Below are 25,164 nucleotides of genomic sequence, written 5' to 3' on the forward strand. Positions count from 1 at the left end.
CGCGCCGCAGCGCGCAGAAAGGCTAAATCGTTTGCGTGGGGCGGTCGGATGCCAGGTGCGGCCCGAGAATCTCTTCAATCTTGATCTTCAGCACGCGGGCCTTTTCCTCTTTGGGAAACTGGATGCCCACGCCCTGGGTGCGGTTGCCTGCGGCACGCGCAGGCGTGACCCAGGCCACACGCCCGGCGATGGGGTAGCGCTGCGGGTCGTCCGGCAACGAGAGCAGCACATACACATCGTCGCCCAGCTGGTAGTCACGGGCAGTGGCGATGAACAGGCCGCCCTCGGTGAACATCGGAATGTAGGCCGCGTGCAGCGCGCCTTTTTCCTTGATGGCCAGTTGGATGACGCTGGGGCGGGGCGAGGAATGGTTGCTGCTCATGGCCGCGAGTTTAGGACGTTTTGGGCCCGGCCCACCAGCGATTCCAGCAGCAGCCCCGCATTGAAGGGGTGCTCGACCACGCGGGCGGTGGCATTCAGGTCTTTGGACCACTGGGTCAGGGCTGCCACCGAGGGGGAAGCTGGCAGGTCGCTGGCCGCAAAAAACCGCGGTGCGGCCCCCACGCGGGCCAGCAGCAGGTCGTGGCAAAGCTTTTGCAGGGCATCGACCACCTGGGCCGGAGCCCAGTCGGCAAACACGGTCAACAACCCCTGCCCCACGGCGCGGGGAATGGCCGACCAGCTGTGCGCGGTGCGCCCGGCGCGGGCCCATTGCAGGGCGTCTTCCGGGCGGCTCCCGGCAGCGGCCAGCAGCACGCCGGCATCGGCCGCGGGCACGCCCTCGGCCTGCAGCCAGGCGGTGGACACGTCTTTTTCGGGCCAGACCATGTTGTGCCCCATGCAGCGGCTGCGGATGGTGGGAAGCAGCTGGTGGGCGGCTCCGGTGGCCAGCACAAACTTCACGTCGCCCGGCGGCTCTTCCAGGGTTTTGAGCAGGGCGTTGGCCGTAATGTGGTTCATGCGCTCGGCCGGGTACACCAGCACCGCCTTGCCCCGGCCCCGGCCGCTGGTGCGCTGCGCAAACTCAACGGCATCGCGCATGGCATCCACGCGGATTTCCTTGCTGGCCTTGCGCTTTTTGTCGTCAATGTCGGACTGGGCCTTTTCGCTCAGCGGCCAGCCCCGCTCAACCATCATGGCCTCGGGCATCAGCAGGCACAGGTCGGCGTGGGCGTGCACCTCAATGGCGTGGCAGCTGGCGCACTGGCCGCAGGCACCCTGGGCGGTGGGCACGTCGCACAGCCAGGCACGCACCAGCTCCATGGCCAGCGTGTACTGGCCCAGGCCGCTGGGGCCTTGCAGCAGCCAGGCGTGGCCGCGCTGGGCCAGCAGGCTGTCGCGTTGCTGTGCCACCCAGGGGGGCAAGACAGGGTTGCTCATAGGCTGCCCAACCAGCCGCGTTGCACCAGTACGGCATGGATCTGCTGCCACACCGCGTCGCGTTCCCCATCCGCGTCGATGCGCGCAATCCGCTGCGGAGCCTGGGCGGCACGCTGGGCGTAGCCCTGGGCCACACGGGCAAAGAAAGCGGCGGGTTGGGATTCAAAACGGTCGGGCACGCGGGCCCCAGCCAGCCGCTCGGCGGCGACAACGGGCGGCAGATCGAACCACAGCGTGAGGTCAGGGTTGCGAATGAAATCGGCCCCCAGCGCTGGTACTGCCTGCACAAACAGCTCTAAATTAGATAGCACGCCCCAATCGAAGCCGCGCCCACCGCCCTGGTAGGCGAAGGTGGCATCGGTGAAGCGGTCGCAGACCAGCACTTCGCCCCGCGCCAGGGCCGGTTCGATCACCTGCTGCAGATGGTCGCGCCGGGCGGCGAAGACCAGCAAGGCCTCGGTCAGCGGGTCCATGGCGTCGTTGAGCACCAGGGCCCGCAGCTTCTCGGCCAGTGGCGTGCCGCCAGGTTCGCGGGTCAGCGTGACCACCCGGCCCTGGGCCCGGAAGGCATCGGCCACGGCAGCGATGTGGCTGGATTTGCCCGCGCCATCGATGCCTTCAAAACTGATAAAGATGCCGGGTGGGTTCATTTTTTGCGTTGGAACTTGTTGACGGCCGTGTTGTGCTCGTCCAGGCTGCTGCTGAACTGGCTGCTGCCGTCGCCGCGCGCCACAAAGTACAGGGCGGTGGTGCTGGCGGGCTGCACGGCGGCCAGGAGCGATTGCTTGCCGGGCATGGCGATAGGCGTGGGTGGCAGGCCCCGGCGCAGGTAGGTGTTGTAGGGCGTGTCGTTCAGCAGATCGCGCTTGCGCAGATTGCCGTCAAAGTCGGCGCCCAGGCCGTAGATCACGGTCGGGTCGGTCTGCAACGGCATGCCGATGCGCAACCGGTTGTTGAACACACCCGCCACCAGGCTGCGGTCGCCCGACTGGCCGGTTTCCTTTTCGATGATGCTGGCCAGGGTCAGGGCCTGCTCGGGCGTTTTGGCCTGTGTGGTGGGCTGGCGCAAATCCCAGGCAGCGGCCAGATGTTTGTCCATGGCGTGCATGGCCCGCTTGAGCACCGCAAGGTCGCTGCTGCCTTTGGAATAGGTATAGGTGTCGGGGAAGAAGCGGCCCTCGGGATGGACACCCGGGCGGCCCAGCGCGGCCATGATGGAATCATTGCCCAGCGCTTGACTGTCGGGCTTGAGCTGCTCTGCTTTGGATAGCGCGGCACGAACCTGGGTGAAGTTCCAGCCCTCCACCAGCGTCACGGCCCGCAGCGCCTCGTCGCCGCGCACCAGCTTGTCCAGCAGGCTGATGGGCGTGGCACCGGCGGTGATCTCATAGCTGCCCGCCTTGATCTGGCGGCCGTTGCCCGAAGCGCGGAACCAGGCGTAGAGCAGCACTGGCGAGGTCTGCACCCCTGCGTCCACCGCCGCCTGCGCCACGCCGCGCGCGCCGGTGCCGGACTCGATAGCCAAATCCAGCGACGGCGCGGCCAGGGCCAGCGGCTGGTGTAACCACCACCATGCTGCGCCGCCGCCCACACCCGCTACCAAGAGCAAAACCAATATCAGACGACGCACAGCCTTACAAGCCTTATAGATAACAAGGGGGGATGATAATTCACGCTATGAACCTTTTACCCAACGGCTCCGCCCCCCTCACCCACCTGGGCATCATCCGCGCCGAAGGTGCCGATGCTGCTAAATTTCTACACGGCCAGCTGACACAGGACTTCGCGCTGCTGGGCCAGACCGAAGCCCGCCTGGCCGCGTTTTGCAATGCCAAGGGCCGCATGCAGGCCAGTTTTATTGGCTTCAAACGCAGCGCGACCGAGATCTTGCTCGTCTGCCACCGCGATCTGCTGGCCACCACCCTGAAGCGCCTGGGCATGTTTGTGATGCGCGCCCAGGCCAAATTGACGGATGCCACCGCCGACTTCGACCTGTACGGCACCATCGGCGGCCCGGCCCAGCCCGCCTGGACCACCACCACGGTGGACGGCACCACCACCGTCGCCCTCTACCCCGCCGACGGCCAGCCCCGCGCGATGGTCATCGCCCCCACCGGCAGCCCCGCGCCCGCAGGCCCGGTGCTGGGCCTGGACCTGTGGCTGTGGAGCGAGGTGCGCAGCGGCATTGCCACCGTGTCCACACCGATTTTTGAGGCCCTGGTGCCGCAGATGCTGAACTACGAGTCGGTCGGCGGCGTGAACTTCAAAAAAGGCTGCTACCCCGGCCAGGAAATTGTGGCCCGCAGCCAGTTCCGCGGCACCCTGAAACGCCGCGCCGCCATCGCGCATGCGGCAGTGCCGATGGCCGCGGGGCAAGAAGTCTTCCACTCCGCCGATGCCGAGCAACCCTGCGGCATCGTGGTGCAGGCCGCGGCCTCGCCCGAGGGTGGGTGGGACGCGATTGTGTCCTTGCAGATTGCGGCGATGCAGGACGGGGCTTTGACGGTGGATGGAGCGGCTTTGACCCTGCTGCCCCTGCCCTACGAACTACTGGCGGATATCTAAAAACATCTCGATGTGCGGAATCCCCACTTCCGCGTACACCTCGCCCCGTGGCGTGAAGCCCAGCCGCTGGTAAAAGCCCTGCGCGCTGGTCTGGGCGTGCAGGCACACCTCCACATCGCCCCGCTCCCGCGCGGCCTGCACCAGGGCTTCCAGCACCTGCTGGCCCAGGCCGCTGCCGCGCAGGCGGGACAACACAGCCATGCGCCCGATGCGCCCCACGGCCGGTGCGTGCACCAGCAAGCGGCCGGTAGCCACGGGTTCACCCTGGGCATCGCAGATCACGGCATGCACGGCGGTCTGGTCGGCCACGTCCCATTCCATCTCGGCGGGGATGTTTTGTTCGTGGACGAACACGGCGGTGCGTACCTGGGAGGCCGGGGTGCCAAGCTGGCTCCAGGGGCCGATGGTCAAAGTATTCATAAATCAAACGCCTTACGAAGGGCCTGCGCAGCAGCCTGGTGGGCCAGTTTGGCCTCGGGAATGGCGCGGCCCATTTTGATGAATTCGTGGGTCACGCCACGGTAGATATCCAGATCCACCGGCACCCCGGCCAGGCGCAGCTTGTCGGCGTAGAGCACGCCCTCGTCCACCAACGGGTCGCATTCGGCCAGGCCGAACCAGGCCGGTGCCACGCCGTCGACGTCGGGGGCGTTCAAAGGGGCGAAGCGCCAGTCGGTGTAGTCGGCAGCGTGCGGCAGATAGTGGCTGAAGAAGAACTGGATTTGCGCCTGGTCCAGCAAGAAACCGCTGCCAAAGCGGCTGTGCGAAGGCGTATCGGCATGGGCTGCGCAGCCAGGGTAGAACAGCAGTTGCAGGGCCAGGGGCATCCGCGCATCGCGGGCCTGGATGGCGCATACCGCCGCCAACGTGCCGCCAGCGCTGTCGCCGCCCACGGCCACTCCGGCGGAATCGGGCTGGGTGGCCAGCCAGGCCAGCGCGTCCCAGGCGTCCTCCACGGCAGTGGGAAAGCGGTGCTCGGGCGACATGCGGTAGCCCAGCGACACCACGGCGCAGCCGCTGAGGCGGCTGAGTTCGCGGCACAGGATGTCGTGGGTGTTGACGCTGCCGATCATGAAGCCGCCACCGTGGAAGAAAAGCAAGGTGGGCAACGGCCCGTTAGTCGGTGCGTAGCGCCGGGCGGGAATGGCAACGCCGTCGCGGGCGGCTATGGTGAAGTCCTCCACCCGCGCCAGGTGGGCCTTGGGCACTTCCAGCATGGCCGCGCCGATTTCATAGGCATCGCGGGCTTGCTGGGGCGTGAGCAGGTGCATGGGCGTGCGGCGGGCGCGGGCCATGCGGTGCAGGACACCGGCCATGGCGGGCGTAAGGGGGGCGTGGGACAAAGAATGCATGGGGCCTGATCGTAACGGCCCGGTGTCACGGTTTTGCCACCGAAACCCTTTCTACTTGGTGGTTTACCCAAGGCCGCTCCCATGCAAAGACCTGAGCGCTCCCAAACCCGGGGCGAAGAAATCGCCAACACCCTGAGCCACGGCCTTGCGCTGGCGGCGGTGCTGGTGGGCGTGCTGTTTCTGGTGCTGGCGGCCGGCCCGCTGCGGCCTGGCACCAGCGTATTCGTGGCGACGATGCTGCTGCTGTTCTTGTCGTCCACCCTGTACCACGCGCTGCCTGCGGGGCGGGCCAAACAGCTGTGGCTGCGGGTGGACTACGGGGCGATCTACTTCTTTATTGCCGGTAGCTACACGCCGTTTGCCCTGGGCGCGATGGTGGGCATCTGGGGTTGGACGCTGTTTGTGCTGGTCTGGCTGCTGGCCCTGGTGGGCACCGCGCTGAAGGTGACGGGCCGTCTGTCGCACCCTTGGCTGTCTACCGGCTTGTATGTGGCCATGGGCTGGCTGGTGCTGGTGGCAGCGGTGCCGCTGGTGGAGCAGTTGTCGCCATCAGGTCGGGCGTGGCTGGTGGCGGGGGGTGTGGCCTACACGGCGGGGGTGGTGTTTTTTGCACTGGACGGGCGCTGGCGGTACGCGCATGCGGTGTGGCACGGCTTTGTGGTGCTGGGCAGCGCCTGCCATGCCTGTGCGGTACTGTCACACTTTTGAAACCAAACCGTCATGCTTTAGGGGCCTCATTAGGGTTCAATACGGGTATTCCATCCCCACCCCGAGGACTGCCCCATGAATGCCATCAAAGAAGCCCAGAAATTTATCGCCAAACACCCCGAGTCGGACGATGCCCGCACGCTGGCCCAACTGGTGCTGACGCTGGAGTCCAACGAGCCGTTTTCGCTGGAAAAGCTGTACGCGCTGGACCTGGACCGGTTTGACCTGGCGCTGGATATCTTGAAGGAATGGCGGCTGGACCGCTACATCGCGGGCAAATCCAAGCTGTACGACCTGTCGCTGCAAATCCAGGAACAAGGCCCGCAAGACCGCACCTCGCATTTCGGCGAGCTGAACTGAACCGACGTCTTTACAGCGGGTGGACCTGCCCCATGTCGGGCCGCTGCAGCCACTGGGCAAATTCATCCGCCAGTTGCTGGCTGGCGGCGATGGCGCCGGTCCAGGCCTTGGCACGGGCGGGCAGGTCCAGGCCGTAGTGGCGAAAGTCGGCGCGGTCGGGCAGTTTGCCGTTGGGCAGGGTTGTGACCCATTCAGGGTTCGGGGCCAGCACCAGCATGTTGTCCAGGAAGCTGGACGACTTGTGCCGCCAGGTCAGCCGCTTGTCCAGCCAGCCGGGCACCACCGCTTTCTGGAAATGCGGGTACAGCACCAGCCCGGCTGTGGCTGCAGCCGGATTTTTAGCACCATTTAGGCCCTCTACGCTTATTCCATCGGCGTGAGAAGCTATTTTTTGCATAGCAATCTTGGGGCGCAGGTACTGCAGGTGCAGGTGGTAGTCGGTGAGGCCGCCGTCCCAGTAGGCCCCCGGCGGCGCGCCGGGAATGTCGTGTACCGCGCGCAACACAAACGGAATGGAGCAACTGGCCAGCAGCGCAGGCACCAGGTTTTGCGCCGTCAGGTCGACCTGGCGGGTCGGGTAGTCGCGGCTGCGAAACGGCAAACGCGCGTGCTGGCTGGAGAACACCACCCGCTCCAGCCAGGCCCCCATGGTTTTGCGGCGCAGCGCATTTGCCACGTAGGCCCCCAAAAAGCCCAGCGGCGTGCGCAAAGCCTGGTCGCGGGCCAGCAGATGGCGGCCGCGCGAGGTGATGATGTGCAGCTTGAAACAGGGGTGCTGCAGCACCTCGTCCTCCCGCCCGGCGTAAAACGCCCGCAGGTTGCCGCCAAATACCGCGCTGATGGTGTCGGGCGTGGGCATCTTGCGGCCCGGTGGCAGGTCGTAATGCTGAAAAATATATTCCTGCTCCAGCCGGTCAAAGCCCTGCAGCGGGTCTTTCAGGCACGCGGTGGCCATGCGCCAGGCCCCGATGGACGCGCCCACCAGGTGGATGGTGTGGGCGCTGGTGCGCAGCCAGTCGCCAAACAGAAAACGGTCCATCCGGCCCAGGATCAGGCCCTTGGGGCCGCCTGCTGCCGCCGGAATCACCCGCACATCGCGGGGCTGCAAACCGTGCTGCTGCAGGTGTTGGAAGGCCGTGGGCCCGGCATACAGACGCAGCGCCCGCATGTTTATACGAAGGCCCCCAGGTCGGTCTTGGCCGACCAGTCGATGGGGTCCTGCTGTAGCACCATGTCGATGTCCAGCCCCAGCGCCAGCCCCACCTCGCCGGGGTAGCTGCCCGCCAGCGCGCTCTCGTCAAACTCCACCTCTTTGGCGCGGGCGCGCCAGGCGGCCAGGTGCACCACACCCGCCAGCGGCTCGTACACGCCGTCGTCAAACGGAGCTATCTGCGACTGCAGGGCATCCACGATGCGGTCGGGAAACTGCCATTTGCGGGCAAAACCCGCGCCCACGTCGGCGTAGCAAAAGCCCAGGCGCTTGGTTTCCATGCGGGCGCGGCGCAGGTCGAGTGGCAACACCTGCTGGTTCAGGGCCGCCATCTCCTGCGGCATGCCCATGTGCATCACCAATTCGCCCACGGCGTGCACCAGGCCGGCGGTGAAGGCGGTGGCCGGGTTGTGCCGCACCGCGCCTGCCAGGGCCCGGGAGAGCTTGGCCACGTTCAGGCTGTAGCGCCAGAACTGCTGCAAATTGATCCCCGGCACAGACCGAAAGCTCAGGCCCAGCGCCGCGGCCTGGGCCAGGCTGCGCAGGTGGTCGATGCCCAAAATCGCCAGCGCCTCGGGGATGCTGCTGACCTTGCGCGACAGGTTAAACATGGCCGAATTGGCCAGCGTCAGCAGCCGGGTGGTCAGGGCTGGGTCGGTGCCGATCAGCTGGCCCAGCCGGCGCAGGTCGGGTTCGGGGCGCCCCAGCTCGCTGAGGAGCAACGCCACCGCCTTGGGGATGCTGGGCAGGGCCGCTTCGCAGGCTAGCAGTTCATTTAACTCCATGGGGGCGGATTCCTGGCGGATGGGATGCTGCATGGTAAGGCAGAAAACCGCCCCAGCCCCTGCCCTGCCCCGCAGGGGGAGGGAGAAAATACCTTAGCGCCCACCCTGCAACTTCGCAAAAGCCGAGGCCATGGCCGACTGGGCGGGCGGACCGTCATTGCGCCGGGGCTGTTGCTGGCCGCGCGCTGCGCCCTCAAAGCGGTTGTCGCGCGGCCCATCGCGGCGGGCCGGGGCCTCGCCCAGCTTCATGCTCAGGGCGATGCGTTTGCGGGCCACGTCCACCTCGACCACGCGCACCTTGACGATGTCGCCGGTCTTGACGACCTCGCGGGCATCGGTGGTGAACTTGTGGCTGAGCTGGCTGACGTGGACCAGGCCGTCCTGGTGCACGCCCAGGTCGACAAACGCGCCAAACGCGGCCACGTTGCTCACCGTGCCCTCCAAAATCATGCCCTCGACCAGGTCCTTGATGTCTTCGACCCCGTCGTTGAAGCGGGCCACCTTGAAGTCGGGGCGCGGGTCGCGGCCGGGCTTTTCCAGCTCGGCGATGATGTCCTTGACGGTGATCACACCAAACTTTTCATTGGCAAACAGCTCGGGGCGCAGGGTTTTGAGCATGTCGGCGCGGCCCATCAGCTCGGTGACGGGCTTGGCGGTTTGCTTGATGATGTCCTGCACCAGCGGATAGGTTTCGGGGTGCACGCCGGTCATGTCCAGCGGGTTGTCGCCGCCGCGGATGCGCAAGAAGCCCGCGCTCTGCTCAAAGGTCTTGGCACCCAGGCCGCTCACCTCCATGAGCTGCTTGCGGTTTTTGAACGCGCCATTGGCTTCGCGCCAGCGCACCACCGCCTTGGCCACCGTGGCCGACAGGCCGGACACGCGCGTCAGCAGCGGCACGCTGGCGGTGTTCAGGTCCACGCCGACCGAGTTCACGCAGTCTTCCACCACGGCTTCCAGGCTGCGGGCCAGGTCGTTTTGGCTCACGTCGTGCTGGTACTGGCCCACGCCGATGGATTTGGGGTCGATCTTCACCAGCTCGGCCAGCGGGTCCTGCAGGCGCCGGGCGATGCTGGCGGCACCGCGCAGGCTCACGTCCACGTCGGGCATTTCTTGCGAAGCAAATTCGCTGGCGGAGTACACCGACGCGCCCGCCTCGCTGACCACCACGCGCTGCATGGCGGTCTGGGGCGCACCGCTGGGGTCGTTGTGCTTCTCCAGCAGCTTCATCAGATCGGCGGCCAGCTTGTCGGTTTCACGGCTAGCGGTGCCGTTGCCGATGGCGATCAGGTTCACGCCATGCTTGAGGCACAGCTTGGCCAGGGTGTGCAGCGAGCCCTCCCAGTCCTTGCGCGGCTCGTGCGGGAAGACGGTGGCGGTTTCCACCAGCTTGCCGGTGGTGTCGACCACAGCCACCTTCACGCCGGTGCGGATGCCCGGGTCCAGGCCCAGCACCACGCGCGGCCCGGCGGGTGCGGCCAGCAGCAGGTCGCGCAGGTTATCGGCAAACACCTTGATGGCCACCTTTTCGGCGTCTTCGCGCAGCTTGGCGAACAGATCGCGCTCGGTGGACAGACTGAGCTTGACGCGCCAGGTCCAGGCCACGCATTTGCGGATCAGATCATCGGCAGGACGATTTTGGTGGCTCCAGCCCAGGTGGATGGCGATGCGGCCTTCGGCCAGCGACGGTTTGCCCGGCTCGGGCTCCACTGGCAACACCAGCTTGGCATCCAGCATTTCCAGCCCACGGCCCCGGAACACGGCCAGCGCGCGGTGCGAAGGCACGCGGCCAATCGGCTCGTCGTAGTCGAAGTAATCGCGGAACTTGGCGATGTCGGGGTGGTTTTCGTCCTTGCCCGCGGCCAGTTTGCTGCGCAGCAGGCCTTCATTCCACAGCCAGCCGCGCAGGTTCTGGATGAGGGCGGCGTCTTCGGCCCAGCGCTCGCTGAGGATGTCGCGCACGCCGTCCAGCACGGCCTGCACGGTGGTGAAGTCGTCGCCGTTTTCACCCTTTTCGGCCTTCACGAAGGGCTGGGCGGCCTCGGCAGGCACCAGCAGCGGGTTGGCAAACAGCTGGTCGGCCAGCGGCTCGATGCCGGACTCGCGGGCGATCTGGCCCTTGGTGCGGCGCTTGGTTTTGAAGGGCAGGTACAGGTCTTCCAGCTCCTGCTTGGTGCTGGCCGTAAACAGGGCGGCGCGCAAGGCATCGGTCATCTTGCCCTGCTCTTCAATGCTTTTAACAATCGCTTCGCGGCGGTCTTCGAGCTCGCGCAGGTAGCCCAGGCGGGTTTCCAGCTCGCGCAGCTGGATATCGTCCAGCCCGCCGGTGACTTCCTTGCGGTAACGGGCGATGAACGGCACGGTGGCACCGCCGTCGAGCAGCTCTACGGCGGCGCGGATCTGTTCTTCTCGGGCTTTGATTTCTATGGCCAGCTGGCGGATGATTTTCTGCATGAACGGGAGCGGTTGAGAGACAAGGGCGAGAGTTTGCCACAGCCCTTTGGCAGGCAAATTTAGGCATGAAATTGGCCTCTAGCGCTTATGCCATCAGCGTGAGAAGCTACTGATTCAATAGCATTTGCCGGAGTTTGGTTTGCAACGGGGTGTGCACTGCCCCGCCCATCGCCACCCGCGCCTGGCTGCGCGCCGTGGCGTCCGCCAGGTGGACCTCTTGCACCACCTGCCCGGCATCGAACACAAAGGCCACGTCGGCCAGGGCCAGCACATCGTCCACGTCGTGGGTGATCATCAGCGCCGGAATGCCCCACTGGCGGCGCACCAGGGCCAGCTCGTCGCGCAGGCTCTGGCGCAGGGCCGGGTGCAAAGCGGCAAACGGCTCGTCCAGCAGCAGCACCTGGGGCTTGCAGGCCAGCGCGCGCGCCAAGGCCACCCGCTGCTGCTGCCCGCCCGACAGCGTGGCCGGGCGGCTGTGGGCCAGGGCCGTGAGGCCAAAGCTGTCCAGCAGGGTCTGGATATGGCCGCTTTCAGAGGGCGACAGGCTGCGCTTGCGCCAGCTCTTCAGGCCAAAGGCAATGTTCTCCTGCACCGACAAATGCGGAAACAGCGCGTAGTTTTGCGGCAAATAGCCCACGCGGCGCTGGGGCGTGGGAATGTTGATCTTTTGGGCCGCGTCGAACAGCGTGCGCCCGTCCAGCCGGATGTGGCCGCGTGTGGGCCGCAGCAGCCCGGCAATGGCCTGCAAGGTCAGGGTTTTGCCCGCACCCGAGGGGCCGTACAGCGCGGCAAACGGCACCTCGCTGGCAAAGCGCACGGCCAGGTCGAAGCGCCTGCGGCCATCTGAGACCGTCAATTGAATATCTACATCGATCATCACAGGTGGGTGGTCCAGAGCAGGTGCATTAGCGCCCCCTTCCAGAAACACCGCAGAACTGGCTTTGCCAGGCTGCTGGTGTTGCCCCCTGCAAGGGGGTTGGAGGCCACACGAAGTGGGCAAGCCTGGGGGTGTGCCATAAGCCCATCAAGGTTTGCCGAAGCCGTATTTGGCCAAGATTTGCTGCGCGGAATCGGTCAACAGGAAGTTGACGAAATGCTGCGCCAGCGCCTTTTGTGGGCTGTCGCCGACCACCGCCACCGGGTACGACACGGGCGCGTGGCCGGGTGGTGTCAGCACGATCTTCACCTTGTCGCCAAACAAAATGGCATCGGTGCGGTAGACGAAACCGGCCTCCACCTCGCCCCGGCCCACGTAGTCCAGCACCTGGCGCACGTTATCGGCCTGCACCAACTTGGGCTCCAGCACCGTCCACAGGTTGGCACTGGTGAGGGTTTGCTGGGTGTAGCGGCCCGCGGGCACGGTGGCGGGCTTGCCGATGGCGATTTTGCGCACCGCAGGCCAGGCCAGGTCCTGCAAGGTCTTGAGGCCGGGGCCGCCCTGGCCGGGCTCCACCAGCACCAGGCTGTTGGTGGCGAAGTTCTTGCGGCTGGCGGGCGCCACCAGCTTTTGCGCCACCGCCCGGTCCATGGTGTCCTGGTCGGCACTGGCAAACACGTCCACCGGCGCGCCCTGGGCAATTTGCTGCAGCAGCACGCCAGAGGCCGCAAAATTGAAGCGCACCGTGGCGCCGGGCTGGCTGGCCTCGAACTTCGGGCCGATTTCCTTGAACGCATCGGTCAGGCTGGCGGCGGTGGACACGGTAATCTGCTGTGCGGATACCGCCCACGGCAGAAGCAGGAAAAGGCTGAAAAGTCGCATGGTCGTGCTCAACGGAGTGAAAAAAAGCGGTTCGACAGCACCAGCACCGTGATCGACAGCAGCGAGGTGATGGCCACCAGCAGCAAGGCCAGATCGCCCTGCCCGGCCTGGACGGCGTCGTAAATCGCCATCGACAGGGTTTGGGTCTGCTGCGGAATGGAGCCGGCCACCATCAGCGACGCACCGAATTCGCCCATGGCGCGGGCAAAGGCCAGCAGCGTGCCCGCCAGAATACCGGGCCAGGCCAGCGGCAGCGTGACGCGCAGAAACACCGACAGCGGGCTTTGCCGCAGCGTGCTGGCCGCCGCCTCCAAAGAGCGATCCACCCCGGCAAACGCGGCGCTGGCGGATTTGAGCACCAGCGGCAAGGCGACGATGCTGGACGCGACCACCGCGCCGTGCCAGCTGAAAATAATCGTGTAGTCCAGGTGCTCCCGCAGCCAGCCGCCCAGCGGACTGCGCCGCCCGGCCGCCACCAAAATCGCGTAGCCAATCACCGTGGGCGGCAGCACCAGCGGCAGCATGCATACCGCTTCCAGCACGCCGCTGCCGGGGAAGGTCTTGCGGGCAAACACCCAGCCCAGGCCAATGCCCACCAGGGTGGCCAGCAGCGTCGCCACCGCCGCCACCTTGAGTGACAGGATGAGCGGAAACCAGTCCATGGTGGCGAGCAGTGCAGGCATGGCCCGCATTGTATCGGGCCGGATATAGCGCTATGGCGCCAGCAGCCCTTGCAGGACCGCAATGTCCGCCGCAGCCGCCGTTCGCGCGGCCTCTTCCACCGCGCGGTAATGCCGTACCAGCGTCTCGCCCAGCGGCGTCAGCGCCGTGCCCCCGCCTTGCACGCCCCCGGCGGCGGTGCTGACGGCGGGCGATACCAGGGACCGGTTCATTTCGTCCACCAGCACCCAGGCGCGCCGGTACGACATGCCAAGCTGGCGCGCCGCGGCAGAGATGGAGCCGGTCTGCGCAATCGCCTCCAGCAAATCGACCTTGCCCGGACCGATGGCAACGCTGGCATCGCGGTAGATGCGCAGGCGGAACTGGGCTTTGGCGCTGGCCGTCACAGCGGTTTCAGAAACAGGCCGATGGTCAGGCACACGCCGATGCCCACAATGGCGATGCGCAGGTAGCGCTCGTTCACCCGGTGCAGCGCCCACGAGCCGATGAGGCCGCCGACGATGGCGCCCGCGCCCAGCACCAGGGCGGGCTGCCACTGCACTTGCGGCGAGGTGATGAACAAGGCCACGGCAGAGGCGTTCATCACCCCGGCCAGCGCGTTCTTGGTGGCCCCGGCATTGCGGGTGGGCAAACCGGCCATGGTCAGCGCCGCCATCATCAAAAAGCCGATACCGCCGCCAAAGTAGCCGCCGTAAATGGCAATGAAAAACTGCGCCACCGCCGCACCCGCAGGGCCGATATGCACTGCGGCCTCCCCCGCTTTGCGGAAAAAGCTGCCCCACGCAAACACCACCGTGGCAAACAGCACCAGCCAGGGCACCAGCCGGGTGAAGATGTCCGACGGGGTGTGCAGCAGCAGCAGGCCGCCCAGCGCCCCGCCCAGCACGCTGACCAGCAGCAGCGCCCAAAACGGCAACGCGCCCGCGCCGGTGACCAGCTTGCGCCCCGCAAAGCCGGCGGTCAGCTGGCCCGGAAACAAGGCCACGGTCGAGGTGATGTTGGCCGCCAGCGGCGACATGCCCGTCAACATCAGCGCGGGCAAGGTGACGAACGAGCCGCCACCGGCCAGAGAGTTCTGTAACCCTGCCCACAGCCCCGCCACCAGAATCAATGCAAGCACGTGGGCTTTCCTCAAAAAAAACAGATAAAAACAGCCGCTAGCGCTTAACTGATAGGCGCAAGCAGCTATTTAATGCATAGCAGAATCAGGCCAGGGCCAGGTCCACAATGCCTTGCGCTTCCTTGGCGATGCGGCGCAGGTGCTCTTCGCCGTGGAAACTTTCGCAGTAGATCTTGTAGATGTTCTCGGTGCCCGAGGGGCGCGCGGCGAACCAGCCGTTTTCGGTCATTACCTTCAGGCCGCCCAGGCTGGCACCGTTGCCGGGGGCGCTGGTCAGCACCTTGGTGATGGGCTCGCCCGCCAGTTCGGCGCTGGTGACCTGCTGCGGGGTGAGCTTGCCGAGCTTTTTTTTCTGCTCGGGCGTGGCGGGTGCGTCGATACGGTCGTAGGCGGGGGCACCAAAGGCATCGGTGAGCAGCTTGTAGGCTTCGCCGGGGTCGCGGCCGGTGCGGGCGATGATTTCGGCGGACAGCAAGGCAGGCACCAGGCCGTCTTTGTCGGTGGTCCAGACGCTGCCGTCGCGCCGCAGAAAGGACGCGCCCGCGCTCTCCTCGCCCACAAAGCCCAGGCTGCCGTCGCACAGGCCGCCCGCAAACCACTTGAAGCCAACAGGCACCTCGTACAAATTGCGGCCCAAACGGGCGGCTACGCGGTCGATCATGTTGCTGCTGACCAGGGTTTTGCCGATGCCTGCGTCTTTGCTCCAGCCAGGGCGGTTCTGGAACAGGTAGTCGATACACACGGCCAGGTAGTGGTTGGGCTGCATCAGGCCGACGCTGCGGGTGACGATGCCGTGGCGGTCGTGGTCGGTGTCGCAGGCGAAGGCAATGTCGTATTTGTCCTTCAGGCCGATGAGCGAAGCCATGGCGTTCTTGCTGGACGGGTCCATGCGGATGCGGCCATCCCAGTCCACCGACATGAAGCGGAAGGTGGCATCCACCTGCTCGCTCACCACGCTGAGGTTCAGCGCGTATTTCTCGGCAATGCGGGCCCAGTAGTGCACGCCTGCGCCGCCCAGCGGGTCTACGCCCATGCGCACGCCCGACGCGCGGATGGCATCCATGTCGATCACGTTGGCCAGGTCGGCCACGTAATGCGTGACGTAGTCGTGGCGGTGGGTGGTGTCGGCGCGCAGGGCCTGGGCGTAGGGCATGCGCTTGACGTCTTTGAGGCCGGTTTCCAGGTGCACGTTGGCGGCTTTTTCGATCCAGCCGGTGATGTCGCTGTCGGCCGGGCCGCCGTTGGTGGGGTTGTACTTGTAGCCGCCGTCTTCGGGCGGGTTGTGCGACGGGGTCATCAGGATGCCGTCGGCCAGGCCCGAGGTGCGGCCCTGGTTGTAGACCAGGATGGCGTGCGACACGGCGGGCGTGGGGGTGTATTCGTCGCCCTCGGCCAGCATGACGTGCACGCCGTTGGCGGCCAGCACTTCCAGCGCGGTGGCCCCGGCGGGCTCGGACAGGGCATGGGTGTCGATGCCCAGAAACACCGGGCCGGTGATGTTGTTGAGCGCGCGGTACTGGCAGATGGCCTGGGTGATGGCCAGCACGTGCTGTTCGTTGAAGCTGCTGTTAAAAGAGCTGCCCCGGTGGCCGGAGGTGCCAAACGCCACGCGCTGGGTGCTCATGCCCGGGTCGGGGCGCAGGCTGTAGTAGGCCGTCACCAGGCGTGGCAAATTGACCAGCATGGAAAGCGGTGCGGTATGACCGGCTAGAGGGCTGTGGGACATGGAGGGGTCCATTTCTTGTGTGGGGTTTGTCTCGCTGGAGCCTGCACGGCGGGCGCGCAAGCAGCAACATTGAACCACACCCGCCCTCCACTTTGGACCTGTTACAACGCCTTACCCTGATAAATTTAAAGCGCTTTGGAGGTTGGCCAAGCCGCGGACCGGCTCACCTTGTAAGTTCTGCCGCCCTGCCCCGACGAATGGCCATCGACCACCCATTTTTTTCCAGGAGCCACCATGGCAAATGCTATTCAATATATAGCTTCTATCGCCCTATCCATCAGCACAGGAGCCGTATTTTCTTCGGAAAGCATGTGCACCCAAGCGTCAGGAAAAAACCGTCTGCCGGTGGTGGAGCTGTACACCTCGGAAGGCTGCAGCTCCTGCCCGCCCGCCGACCAGTGGCTCAGCCAGCTCAAGGGCCAGGCGGCCGTGGTGCAGGCCTTCCACGTGGGGTACTGGGACCAGTTGGGCTGGGTCGACCGCTTCGCCACACCGGCCCACACGGTACGGCAGCGCCAGGTGGGCGCATGGAACCAGCAGGCCAGCATTTACACCCCGCAGGCGGTGTTGAACGGCCAGGAATGGAAACGCTGGGGCGGCACCGTCGCGGACAAGGATGGCGGGCCCGCACTGGCCCAGATCAGCCTGCACCAGGTGGGTACGGACCAGTTCGAGGCGATGGTCACGCCGGGGCCCAGTGCGCCAGGCCACTGGTCGGCCTACTGGACCGTGACCGAGAACGGCCACAACTCCAAAGTCCGGGCCGGTGAAAACGCCGGGGAGTTCTTGCAGCACGACTTTGTGGTGCGCCAGTATGTGGTGGCGGGCGTGTACACCAGCGATGCGCGCACGCCGCAAAAGCTCGCCTTTCGCAGCATTGCCAGTAGCCCCGGCCACCCCCGGCAGGTGAATCTGGTGGTGTTTGACCCGCAAACAGGCAAGACGCTGCAGGCTCTTGCCGCCCCCTGTTAAAGCGCCCGCAGCACGTAGCCGATGCGCGGAAAGTGCACATGCACCGTGCCGGCCCGGGCATCTACCCGGCGCAGCGTCATGTGCATGCGGGTGGCGGCCACCAGCTCGCCCTCGGTCGCCTCCAGGCCAAAACTCTCGGCGTGCACCCGGACCTGGCTGCCCAGGGGGATGCCGTGGTCGTCCTGGAACACCTCGTCGGCCAGGTCCAGCGGCGTGGCGGCTGCCGCCACGGCAATGGCGTCTGCCGACTTCATCCGCCCGGCCTCCTGTTGGGAAAACGCTGCCATGCGGTCCATCCAGGACAGCACGCCGGAGGTGGCATCCAGAATGCCTGCGATGTTGGACACGTTCACCCGGGTGAACCACAGCGGCGCGTAGGCCGCAAAGTCGGCCAGGCAGGCGGTATTGCCGACCAGAAATGCCTGGTCTTCCAGCATGGTGGCCAGGCGGCGCAGATAGGATTTGTAGGCCGTGGTGGCGTCACTGAACCGCAGGCGCGGGGCGGTGCCGGTCATGTGGGAGCGGTCGTCGGCAAAGGCCTGCGCGAAGCCGGGGGGTGCACTGCCAAACATCTGCTCGCGCCCCAGGGGCTGGAAGTTGTAGGCCATGGCGGTGGTGAACAAGGTGGTGTCGGCCCACTGCGCCAGCACCCGCGCCAGACCCTTGTGGCTGGCGGGCGAGAGCGACGGCGTTGGCTGGCGGTGCTCCAGCACGTCGCAAATCAGCGCGGTGTCGCAGTAGATGTCGGCCCCGATTTGCAGGATGGGCGTCTTGCGGTAGCCGCCAGTGAGCGCCTCCACGTCGGGCTTGGGTGCGATGGATGGAATGTTGACCGACTGCCAGGCCAGTTGCTTGAAGGCCAGCACGCGCCGGATTTTTTCGGCGAAAGGCGAGCTTTTGTAGTGGTGCAGGATCAGGTCGGCCATGGTCTGTGCCTCGGTTAGGGTTGCTTCGAGTTCATCCGTGAACGCAGGTAGATCAACACCGCCCCCAGCGCCGCCGCGATGCCGCCGCCCACCACCAGGGTCAGGCCCAGGTCATCGTCGGCGCGCTGGGTGAACAGGCCCAGCACCAGCGTCAGCAGGCCGCCGTACAGCAGGATCCAAATGGTGTTTTCGACCCGGGCAATGGTTTTATCGGTGAACATGGGCGCACTGTAACCCCGTGTGTCACCGTGCGCCAGATTTACAAGAAAAAGGCCGCCAGCGCTTATGGAATGGGCGAGAGCAGCTCCTATTTTTATAACACTTCAAACACCCCTGCTGCGCCCATGCCGCCGCCGATGCACATGGTGACGCACACGCGCTTGGCGCCGCGGCGTTTGCCTTCGATCAGCGCGTGGCCGGTGAGGCGCTGGCCGCTCACGCCGTAGGGGTGGCCCACGGCAATGGCGCCGCCGTTCACGTTCAGCCGGTCTGCGGGGATGCCCAGCTTGTCGCGGCAGTAGATCACCTGCACCGCGAAGGCTTCGTTCAGCTCCCACAGGTCGATGTCGCTGATCTTCAAACCCAGGCGTTTCAGCACCTTGGGGATGGCAAATACCGGGCCGATGCCCATCTCATCGGGCTCGCAGCCCGCCACCGCAAAGCCCAAAAAGCGGCCTAGCGGCTGCAGGCCGCGCTGGCTGGCCAGAGCCTCGTTCATGACCACCACCGCGCCGCCGCCGTCGGAGAACTGGCTGGCGTTACCGGCAGAGATCAAGCCGCCCGGCATGGCCGAACGCAGCCCGGCAATGCCTTCCGCCGTGGTGCCTTCGCGGATGCCTTCGTCCTGGCTCACAGTGACTTCCTTGGTCATCAAACCGCGGACCTTGTCGGCCACGCCCATGGTGACGGTGATGGGGGCAATCTCGGCGGTAAACCGCCCGGCGGCCAGGGCGGCGTTGGCTTTTTGCTGGCTGGCCGCGCCATATTCGTCCATCTGTGCACGGCTGATGCCGTAGCGCTGGGCCACCAATTCGGCGGTTTGCAGCATGTTCCAGTAGATCTCGGGCTTGTTTTTCACCAGCCAGGGGTCGGTGAGCATGTGGGTGTTCATCTCTTGCTGCACGCAGGAGATGCTCTCCACCCCACCCGCCACAACCACATCGCACTCGTTGGCGATGATGCGCTGCGCGGCCATGGCGATGGTTTGCAGGCCGGACGCGCAAAAGCGGTTCACGGTGACACCCGAAGTGGTCACCGGGCAGCCCGCGCGCAGGGCGATCTGGCGGGCGATGTTGGCCCCGGTGGCGCCCTCGGGCGTGGCGCAGCCCATGATCACGTCATCGACTTCGGCGGCTTCAATGCCTGCGCGGGCGATGGCGTGCTGCACCGCGTGGCCGCCCAGCGTGGCGCCGTGGGTCATGTTGAAAGAACCCTTCCAGCTTTTGGCCAGGGGGGTGCGGGCGGTGGAAACAATTACAGCGGCGGTCATGTTCTGTGTTCCTTAGTTGAAGGTTTGGCCGTCAGCGGCCAGCTTGGCCAGCAGGGGCGCGGGGGTCCAGAAGGCGGCATCGTCCAGCGGGTTCTGGGCAAAGCGCTGCATGGCCTGCACCACGTTGAACAGCCCGATCTCATTCGCGTAGTGCATGGGGCCACCGCGGTAGATGGGGAAGCCGTAGCCGGTGAGGTACACCATGTCGATGTCGCCGGATTTGGAGGCAATACCCTCCTCCAGGATGTGCGCGGCCTCGTTCACCATGGCAAACACCAGGCGCTGTACGATTTCTTCGTCGCCAATCTTGCGCGGCGTGATGCCCAGCGACACACGGTGGTCTGCCACCATCTTCTCCACCAGCTCGCTGGGTATCGCGTCACGCTTGCCCGCCTGGTAGTCGTACCAGCCCGCACCGGTCTTCTGGCCAAAGCGGCCCAGCTCGCACAGCAGATCGGCTGTCTTGCTGTACTTCACGCCGGGTTGTTCCACATATTTGCGCTTGCGGATGGCCCAGCCGATGTCGTTGCCCGCCAGGTCGCCCATACGGAACGGCCCCATGGCCATGCCAAACTTCTCCAGGGCCTTGTCTACCTGCGCCGGGGTGCAGCCTTCATCGAGCAAAAAGCCCGCCTGGCGGCCATATTGCTCGATCATGCGGTTGCCGATAAAGCCGTCGCACACGCCAGACACCACCGAGGTTTTCTTGATCTTTTTTCCCAGCGCCATCACCGTGGCCAGCACGTCCTTGGCGGTGGCCTTGCCGCGCACCACTTCCAGCAGCTTCATCACATTGGCCGGGCTGAAAAAATGCGTGCCCACCACGTCTTGCGGGCGCTGGGTGAAGCTGGCGATTTGGTCCAGGTCCAGCGTGGAGGTGTTGCTGGCCAGGATCGCGCCGGGTTTCATCACACGGTCGAGTTCCTGGAAAACCGCTTTTTTCACGCCCATGTCTTCAAACACGGCCTCGATCACCATGTCGGCGTCTTTCAGGTCGTCATAGCTCAGCGTGATGCTCAGCAGGGCCATGCGCTGCTCGAACTTGTCTTGCTTGAGCTTGCCCTTGCTGACCTGCGCTTCGTAGTTCTTGCGGATGGTGGCCACGCCGCGCTCCAGCGCTTCGGGCTTGGCTTCCAGCATCTTCACGGGAATGCCCGCGTTCAGGAAGTTCATGGCAATGCCGCCGCCCATGGTGCCCGCACCGATAACCGCTATGCTGTTGATAGCACGTTGTGCTGTATCTGCGGGCACATCGGGTATTTTGGATGCTGCACGTTCGGACGCAAAAATGTGCCGCAGCGCCCGGCTCTCGGGTGTCCACATCAGGTTCAAAAAGGTGCTGAGCTCAAACGCCATGCCGGCTTCGAACTTCTGCTTGGTAGCGGCCTCCACCGCGTCCACGCACTTCAGCGGGGCCGGGTAGTTCTTGGCCATGCCTTTGACCATGTTGCGGGCGAACTGGAAGTAGGCGTCGCCTTGCGGGTGCTTGCATTTGAGGTTGCGCACCAGCGGCAAGGGGCGCACGTCGGCAATCAACTGGGCAAACGCCACGGCTTCTTCCATCAGCGACTCTGCCGATGCGGCCAGCTTGTCAAACAGCTTCTGGCCCGGCAGCGATGCCAACAGCTCGCTCTTGACCGGCTCGCCGCTGACGATCATGTTCAGCGCCGCTTCCACCCCCAACACCCGGGGCAGCCGCTGGGTGCCGCCCGCGCCAGGGATCAGGCCCAGCTTGACCTCAGGCAGCGCCACGTTGCAGCCGGGCGCGGCCACGCGGTAGTGGCAGCCCAAGGCGGTTTCCAGCCCGCCGCCCATGCACACCGAATGGATAGCGGCCACCACCGGCTTGGCCGAGTGTTCGATGGCCAAAATCATGCTCAGCAGGTTCGGCTCCTGCATGGCCTGCGGCGTGTCAAATTCCTTGATGTCCGCCCCGCCCGAAAACGCCTTGCCCGCACCGGTCAGCACAATCGCCACCACCGCCGCATCGGCATTCGCCTGCGCCAACCCGGCCGTGACCGCCCGGCGCGTCGCCAGGCCCAGGCCGTTGACCGGCGGGTTGTTCAGCGTGATCACGGCGATGTTGCCGTGGACTTGGTAATCGGGATGGGGAGCCGCCATGTTTGCACCTCAAAGTTGAAATAGAACGATCGTTCGATTTTTATTCTAGGGGCTCACGGCAGGATCATGTCTGCTGGTTTGTCCCAGTTGGGACAGAATTTAGAGCCCCAACCACTCGGCGCAAAGCGCCGTGTCCGCACGCAGGTTTTCGGGCGCACCGTCCCACACCACCTGCCCCCGCCCCATCACCAGCACCCGGTCGGCCACCTCCAGCGCCAGGGCCTGTTTCTGCTCCACCAGCAGCACGGCCACGCCCTGGGTTTTCAGCAGGCGCAGCACGGTGGCCACCTGGGCCACCACCTGCGGGGCCAGGCCTTCGGTGGGTTCGTCGATGACCAAAAGCTGGGGGTTGCCCATCAGCGCGCGGGCCAGGGCCAGCATTTGCTGTTCGCCGCCGGACAGCACGCCGCCGGGGGTGTGCTGGCGGGCCTGCAGGTGGGGAAACAGCGCGTAGACGGCATCGAAGGTCCACGGGCCGCTGCCTTTTTGGCCCAGCAGCAGGTTGTGGTGGACGCTCAGGCGCGGGAAGATGTCGCGGGCTTCGGCCACGTAGGCGATGCCTTGCTGGGCGATGGCAAACGGGGGTTGGCCCACCAGCTGCTGGCCGCGCCACAGGATGGAGCCCTGGCAGTGCACCAGCCCCATCAGCGCTTTGGCGGTGGTGGAGCGGCCCGCGCCGTTGCGCCCCAGCAGGGCCACGGTTTCACCGGGCTGGATGGCGAACGACACACCGTGCAGCACGGGCGTGGGGCCGTAGAAGGCGCGCAGGTTCTGGACGTGCAGCATCAGGCTACCTGCCCCAGGTAGGCGGTTTGTACCCGCGGGTTGGCGCGCACTGCCTCGGGGGTATCGAAGGCGATGACTTCGCCCGCCACCAACACAGCGATTTTGGCTGCCAGCGCTGATACCACCTGCATATCGTGCTCTATTATCAGTAGCGTTTTGCCTTGGGTCACCTCGCGGATGAGCTGCACGAAACGGGCCGCCTCGTGCACACCCATGCCCGCCGTGGGCTCGTCCAGCAGGACCACGCTGGCGTCGCCTGCGATGGTGACACCCAGCTCCAGTGCGCGCTGCTCGGCGTAGGTGAGGTGGGCGGCCAGCACGTCGCGTTTGGCCGCAAGCTGTACCTGGGCCATGACCTGCTCGGCCCGTTCGCGCACGTCCTTGAGGCCACCCAGCAACCGCCAGAAGGTATAGCCATGGCCCCGGCTCCACAGCAGGCTGCAGCGCAGGTTCTCGAACACGCTGAGCTGGGCAAACAGGTTGCTGGTCTGGAAGCTGCGCGCCAGGCCTGCGCGGTAGATCTCGAACGGCTTTTTGCCGTGGATGGCCTGGCCGTGCAGCAAAATCTCGCCGCTGCTGGGCGCGGTGCGGCCACTGATGAGATGGAACAGTGTGGATTTGCCCGCGCCGTTAGGTCCGATCAGGGCCACGCGCTCACCGGCGGCCACTGTCAAATTCGCGCCTTGGATGATCTGCGTCGGACCGAAATTCTTGCGCACGGCGATGAGTTGCAGCGCGGCTGTCATTTGCGCATCCCCAAAATGGCACCTACCACCAGGACTGCCGTGGCCCCGGCCCAGCTCCAGCCACTGGTCGCGTCCAGCGCCAGGCCCATAAAGCGCAGCTCTGGCCCCAGCGCGGCCCGCAGCTGCAGTTGGTACACCATCTCCACCATGGCCGCCAACCCGGCAAACGCCAGCACCCAGGCCGCGTACCGGGGCACACTGCGCCAGCGCAGCCGCCCGGCCAGGCTGACCACGCCGCCCGGCACCCAGACCACCATGGCGATGAACACCAGGCCCACGTACAGCAGCCAGGCCTTGGTGATGCCGCTGAGCAGCACGTTGGCCAGCACCATCAGCACAGCACCCACCACCGGGCCGAAAAAGTGGCCCGAGCCGCCCAGAAAGGTAAACAGCAGGTACGCCCCCGAGCGCTGGCTGCCCAGCACCTCGGCGGTGACGGTTTCGAAGTTCAGGGCGGCCAGGCCACCGCCAATGCCCGCAAAAAACCCGGCAATCACCACCGCCATGAAGCGGATGCGCCGCGCGTCATAGCCCACAAACTCCACCCGCTCGGGGTTGTCGCGCACCGCATTCAGCATGCGGCCCAACGGGGTCAGGGTGAAGGCGTACATCAGCGCGGTGCAGACCAAGGTGTAGGCGGCGACCAGGTAGTACACCTGCAGCTGCGGGCCGAAAGTGATGCCCCAGGGCGCAGCACCCGCCACCCGGTTGCCCGACACCCCCGCCTCGCCGCCAAACACCTGCGGCACCAGCCAGGCCAGGGCGGCCACCAGCTCGCCCAGGCCCAGCGTGACCATGGCGAAGGTGGTGGCCGACTTTTGCGCGGTCAGCCAGCCCAGCAGCAGCGCCACCCCGGCCCCGGCCAGCCCGCCCGCCAAGGGCACCAGGCTGACCGGCAGCACCACCGCGTTGAGCACATGGATGGCGGCAAACGCACCCAGGCCGGAATAGATGGCGTGGCCAAAACTCAGCATGCCCCCCTGCCCCAGCAGGATGTTGTAGCTCAGGCAGACGATGGCGGCGATGGCCATCTGCGTCAGCAGGTTCAGGCCCAGGCTGCTGCTGAACACCCATGGCGCGGCCAGCAGCACCAGCACAAACGCGGCCCCCGCCGCCTCAGTCCTCACGTTAGTCCGCACGCCGCCCCCACAGCCCTTGCGGGCGCAGCACCAGCACCAAAACCAGCAGCAGGTACGGCAGCAGCGGCGCAAACCGGCTGATGGCGTCCAGCCCCACCGCAAAGGTTTGCAGCACGCCCACCAGCAAAGACGCACCCAGCGCTCCGGCCAGCGACCCCATGCCGCCCACCACCACCACCACAAACACGACCGAGCCCACGGTGGCCGCCATGCCCGGCTCGGTGACAAAAGCGTTGCCGCCCACCACGCCCGCCAGCCCGGCCAGCGCCGCGCCGCCGCCAAACACCCACATGCAGATGCGCGGCACGTTGTGGCCCAGGGCCTGCACCGCCTCGGGGTGGGTCAGCGCGGCCTGCACCACCAGGCCGGTGCGGGTGCGGGTGAACAGCAGCCACAGCGCCAGCCACATGCCCAGCGCCACCAGCACCATGAAGGCCCGGTAGGCAGGGAAAGGCGTACCCCACAGCGTGAACAGCGGCCCGGCCAGGGCCTCGGGAATGCGGTAGTCCACCGGGCCGCGCCCCCACACCACTTGCACCAGCTCACCCAGCACGGTGGCCAGGCCAAAGGTGACCAGCATCTCGGCCTTGTGCCGTTGCGCTCCGTGGGCGTGCACGCGGCGCAACACGTAGCGTTCAAACGCCACGCCCCCCAGCCCCACCAGCAGCGGGGCCAGCAGCAGCGCGGGCCAGAAGCCCAGCACCAGCGTCAGGCTGTAGGCCACGTAGGCCCCCAGCATGTAGAAGCTGGCGTGGGCCAGATTCAACACGCCCAGCAGGCTGAAGACCAGCGTCAGCCCCGCGCTCAGCATGAACAGCACCAAGCCGTAGCTGAGGCCATTCAGGAGCGAGAGGGTGAAGAATTCCATGCGGGCGGGCGTATCCAGAG

The 25,164-nt window shown here is 65.9% G+C and carries 27 protein-coding genes; 4 read left to right on the plus strand and 23 right to left on the minus strand.

All coding sequences use genetic code 11. The features are described 5' to 3' along the window. Nucleotides 1–22: 22 nt before the first annotated feature. Genes AB3G31_RS11980 through mltG form a run of 4 tightly spaced genes read right to left on the minus strand, consistent with a single transcriptional unit; the run spans nucleotide 23 to nucleotide 2,989 of the window. On the minus strand, nucleotides 23–382 hold the full coding sequence (locus tag AB3G31_RS11980; RefSeq protein ID WP_367846313.1) for a PilZ domain-containing protein: 360 nt from the start codon (nucleotides 380–382) through the stop codon (nucleotides 23–25). Next, on the minus strand, nucleotides 379–1,380 hold the full coding sequence (locus tag AB3G31_RS11985; RefSeq protein ID WP_367846314.1) for a DNA polymerase III subunit delta': 1,002 nt from the start codon (nucleotides 1,378–1,380) through the stop codon (nucleotides 379–381). Before AB3G31_RS11985 ends, AB3G31_RS11980 begins: the two co-directional genes overlap by 4 nt. Then, a complete protein-coding gene (gene tmk / locus AB3G31_RS11990; protein ID WP_367846315.1) occupies nucleotides 1,377–2,030 on the minus strand; it encodes a dTMP kinase in 654 nt (217 codons plus the stop codon). Before tmk ends, AB3G31_RS11985 begins: the two co-directional genes overlap by 4 nt. Beyond that, entirely contained in the window at nucleotides 2,027–2,989 is a 963-nt protein-coding gene (gene mltG / locus AB3G31_RS11995) for an endolytic transglycosylase MltG (RefSeq protein ID WP_367846316.1), read from the minus strand. The genes tmk and mltG overlap by 4 nt, the downstream gene beginning before the upstream one ends. A 68-nt stretch (nucleotides 2,990–3,057) precedes the next feature. On the opposite strand from mltG, the gene AB3G31_RS12000 reads away from it, so the two are divergent. Continuing rightward, nucleotides 3,058–3,945, plus strand: coding sequence for a folate-binding protein YgfZ (locus AB3G31_RS12000; RefSeq protein ID WP_367846317.1), 888 nt, complete (start codon nucleotides 3,058–3,060; stop codon nucleotides 3,943–3,945). Here the strand turns inward: AB3G31_RS12000 and AB3G31_RS12005 are convergent. Next, nucleotides 3,928–4,365 carry a GNAT family N-acetyltransferase gene (locus tag AB3G31_RS12005; RefSeq protein WP_367846318.1) on the minus strand — a complete coding sequence of 146 codons (438 nt, stop codon included), beginning with the start codon at nucleotides 4,363–4,365 and terminating at the stop codon, nucleotides 3,928–3,930. The genes AB3G31_RS12000 and AB3G31_RS12005 overlap by 18 nt on opposite strands. Then, entirely contained in the window at nucleotides 4,362–5,297 is a 936-nt protein-coding gene (locus AB3G31_RS12010; RefSeq protein ID WP_367846319.1) for an alpha/beta hydrolase, read from the minus strand. The genes AB3G31_RS12005 and AB3G31_RS12010 overlap by 4 nt, the downstream gene beginning before the upstream one ends. Before the next feature lie 81 nt (nucleotides 5,298–5,378). Between AB3G31_RS12010 and AB3G31_RS12015 the strand changes: the two genes are divergently transcribed. Continuing rightward, nucleotides 5,379–6,005 (plus strand): hemolysin III family protein, encoded by a 627-nt coding sequence (locus AB3G31_RS12015; protein ID WP_367846320.1) that lies wholly within the window; start codon nucleotides 5,379–5,381, stop codon nucleotides 6,003–6,005. A 75-nt stretch (nucleotides 6,006–6,080) separates the two neighbouring features. After that, nucleotides 6,081–6,365 carry a hypothetical protein gene (locus AB3G31_RS12020; protein ID WP_367846321.1) on the plus strand — a complete coding sequence of 95 codons (285 nt, stop codon included), beginning with the start codon at nucleotides 6,081–6,083 and terminating at the stop codon, nucleotides 6,363–6,365. 10 nt (nucleotides 6,366–6,375) lie between these two features. Here the strand turns inward: AB3G31_RS12020 and AB3G31_RS12025 are convergent, their stop codons facing one another. The 9 genes from AB3G31_RS12025 to pgm form a co-directional block, all read right to left on the minus strand. Then, nucleotides 6,376–7,533, minus strand: coding sequence for a patatin-like phospholipase family protein (locus AB3G31_RS12025; protein ID WP_367846322.1), 1,158 nt, complete (start codon nucleotides 7,531–7,533; stop codon nucleotides 6,376–6,378). A 2-nt stretch (nucleotides 7,534–7,535) separates the two neighbouring features. Then, nucleotides 7,536–8,360 (minus strand): HDOD domain-containing protein, encoded by an 825-nt coding sequence (locus tag AB3G31_RS12030; RefSeq protein WP_367850336.1) that lies wholly within the window; start codon nucleotides 8,358–8,360, stop codon nucleotides 7,536–7,538. A gap of 93 nt (nucleotides 8,361–8,453) precedes the next feature. Then, nucleotides 8,454–10,811, minus strand: a complete 2,358-nt coding sequence (locus AB3G31_RS12035; RefSeq protein ID WP_367846323.1) for a Tex family protein — start codon at nucleotides 10,809–10,811, stop codon at nucleotides 8,454–8,456. Between the two features lie 106 nt (nucleotides 10,812–10,917). Continuing rightward, on the minus strand, nucleotides 10,918–11,688 hold the full coding sequence (locus AB3G31_RS12040; RefSeq protein WP_367846324.1) for an ABC transporter ATP-binding protein: 771 nt from the start codon (nucleotides 11,686–11,688) through the stop codon (nucleotides 10,918–10,920). A 147-nt stretch (nucleotides 11,689–11,835) separates the two neighbouring features. After that, the gene (modA, locus tag AB3G31_RS12045; protein WP_367846325.1) at nucleotides 11,836–12,570 is read right to left on the minus strand and encodes a molybdate ABC transporter substrate-binding protein; all 735 of its coding nucleotides are present in this window, start codon (nucleotides 12,568–12,570) and stop codon (nucleotides 11,836–11,838) included. Nucleotides 12,571–12,578: 8 nt separating this feature from the next. Next, a complete protein-coding gene (gene modB / locus AB3G31_RS12050) occupies nucleotides 12,579–13,253 on the minus strand; it encodes a molybdate ABC transporter permease subunit (protein WP_367846326.1) in 675 nt (224 codons plus the stop codon). Between the two features lie 30 nt (nucleotides 13,254–13,283). Continuing rightward, the gene (locus AB3G31_RS12055) at nucleotides 13,284–13,637 is read right to left on the minus strand and encodes a winged helix-turn-helix domain-containing protein (protein ID WP_367846327.1); all 354 of its coding nucleotides are present in this window, start codon (nucleotides 13,635–13,637) and stop codon (nucleotides 13,284–13,286) included. Continuing rightward, entirely contained in the window at nucleotides 13,634–14,371 is a 738-nt protein-coding gene (locus tag AB3G31_RS12060; RefSeq protein ID WP_367846328.1) for a sulfite exporter TauE/SafE family protein, read from the minus strand. The genes AB3G31_RS12055 and AB3G31_RS12060 overlap by 4 nt, the downstream gene beginning before the upstream one ends. Nucleotides 14,372–14,456: 85 nt before the next feature. Continuing rightward, the gene (gene pgm, locus AB3G31_RS12065) at nucleotides 14,457–16,097 is read right to left on the minus strand and encodes a phosphoglucomutase (alpha-D-glucose-1,6-bisphosphate-dependent) (protein ID WP_367846329.1); all 1,641 of its coding nucleotides are present in this window, start codon (nucleotides 16,095–16,097) and stop codon (nucleotides 14,457–14,459) included. Nucleotides 16,098–16,406: 309 nt separating this feature from the next. Here pgm and AB3G31_RS12070 point away from each other — a divergent pair, with 309 nt between their 5' ends. After that, nucleotides 16,407–17,069, plus strand: coding sequence for a DUF1223 domain-containing protein (locus AB3G31_RS12070; RefSeq protein WP_367846330.1), 663 nt, complete (start codon nucleotides 16,407–16,409; stop codon nucleotides 17,067–17,069). Here AB3G31_RS12070 and AB3G31_RS12075 read toward each other — a convergent pair. The 8 genes from AB3G31_RS12075 to AB3G31_RS12110 form a co-directional block, all read right to left on the minus strand. Then, entirely contained in the window at nucleotides 17,066–17,995 is a 930-nt protein-coding gene (locus AB3G31_RS12075; RefSeq protein WP_367846331.1) for a glutathione S-transferase family protein, read from the minus strand. The genes AB3G31_RS12070 and AB3G31_RS12075 overlap by 4 nt on opposite strands. 14 nt (nucleotides 17,996–18,009) lie before the next feature. After that, complete coding sequence (locus tag AB3G31_RS12080) at nucleotides 18,010–18,216, minus strand: hypothetical protein (RefSeq protein ID WP_367846332.1); 207 nt, start codon at nucleotides 18,214–18,216, stop codon at nucleotides 18,010–18,012. 92 nt (nucleotides 18,217–18,308) lie between these two features. Beyond that, the gene (locus AB3G31_RS12085) at nucleotides 18,309–19,484 is read right to left on the minus strand and encodes an acetyl-CoA C-acyltransferase (RefSeq protein WP_367846333.1); all 1,176 of its coding nucleotides are present in this window, start codon (nucleotides 19,482–19,484) and stop codon (nucleotides 18,309–18,311) included. A gap of 12 nt (nucleotides 19,485–19,496) precedes the next feature. Then, nucleotides 19,497–21,605, minus strand: a complete 2,109-nt coding sequence (locus AB3G31_RS12090) for a 3-hydroxyacyl-CoA dehydrogenase NAD-binding domain-containing protein (RefSeq protein WP_367846334.1) — start codon at nucleotides 21,603–21,605, stop codon at nucleotides 19,497–19,499. Nucleotides 21,606–21,704: 99 nt separating this feature from the next. Continuing rightward, nucleotides 21,705–22,391, minus strand: coding sequence for an ABC transporter ATP-binding protein (locus AB3G31_RS12095; RefSeq protein WP_367846335.1), 687 nt, complete (start codon nucleotides 22,389–22,391; stop codon nucleotides 21,705–21,707). Further along, nucleotides 22,391–23,137 carry an ABC transporter ATP-binding protein gene (locus AB3G31_RS12100; protein ID WP_367846336.1) on the minus strand — a complete coding sequence of 249 codons (747 nt, stop codon included), beginning with the start codon at nucleotides 23,135–23,137 and terminating at the stop codon, nucleotides 22,391–22,393. The genes AB3G31_RS12095 and AB3G31_RS12100 overlap by 1 nt, the downstream gene beginning before the upstream one ends. Continuing rightward, a complete protein-coding gene (locus AB3G31_RS12105; RefSeq protein ID WP_367846337.1) occupies nucleotides 23,134–24,264 on the minus strand; it encodes a branched-chain amino acid ABC transporter permease in 1,131 nt (376 codons plus the stop codon). The genes AB3G31_RS12100 and AB3G31_RS12105 overlap by 4 nt, the downstream gene beginning before the upstream one ends. A 1-nt stretch (nucleotide 24,265) precedes the next feature. After that, nucleotides 24,266–25,144, minus strand: a complete 879-nt coding sequence (locus AB3G31_RS12110) for a branched-chain amino acid ABC transporter permease (RefSeq protein WP_367850337.1) — start codon at nucleotides 25,142–25,144, stop codon at nucleotides 24,266–24,268. Nucleotides 25,145–25,164: the final 20 nt, after the last annotated feature.

This window comes from Rhodoferax sp. WC2427 (genome assembly GCF_040822085.1).
Lineage (GTDB): Bacteria > Pseudomonadota > Gammaproteobacteria > Burkholderiales > Burkholderiaceae_C > Rhodoferax_B.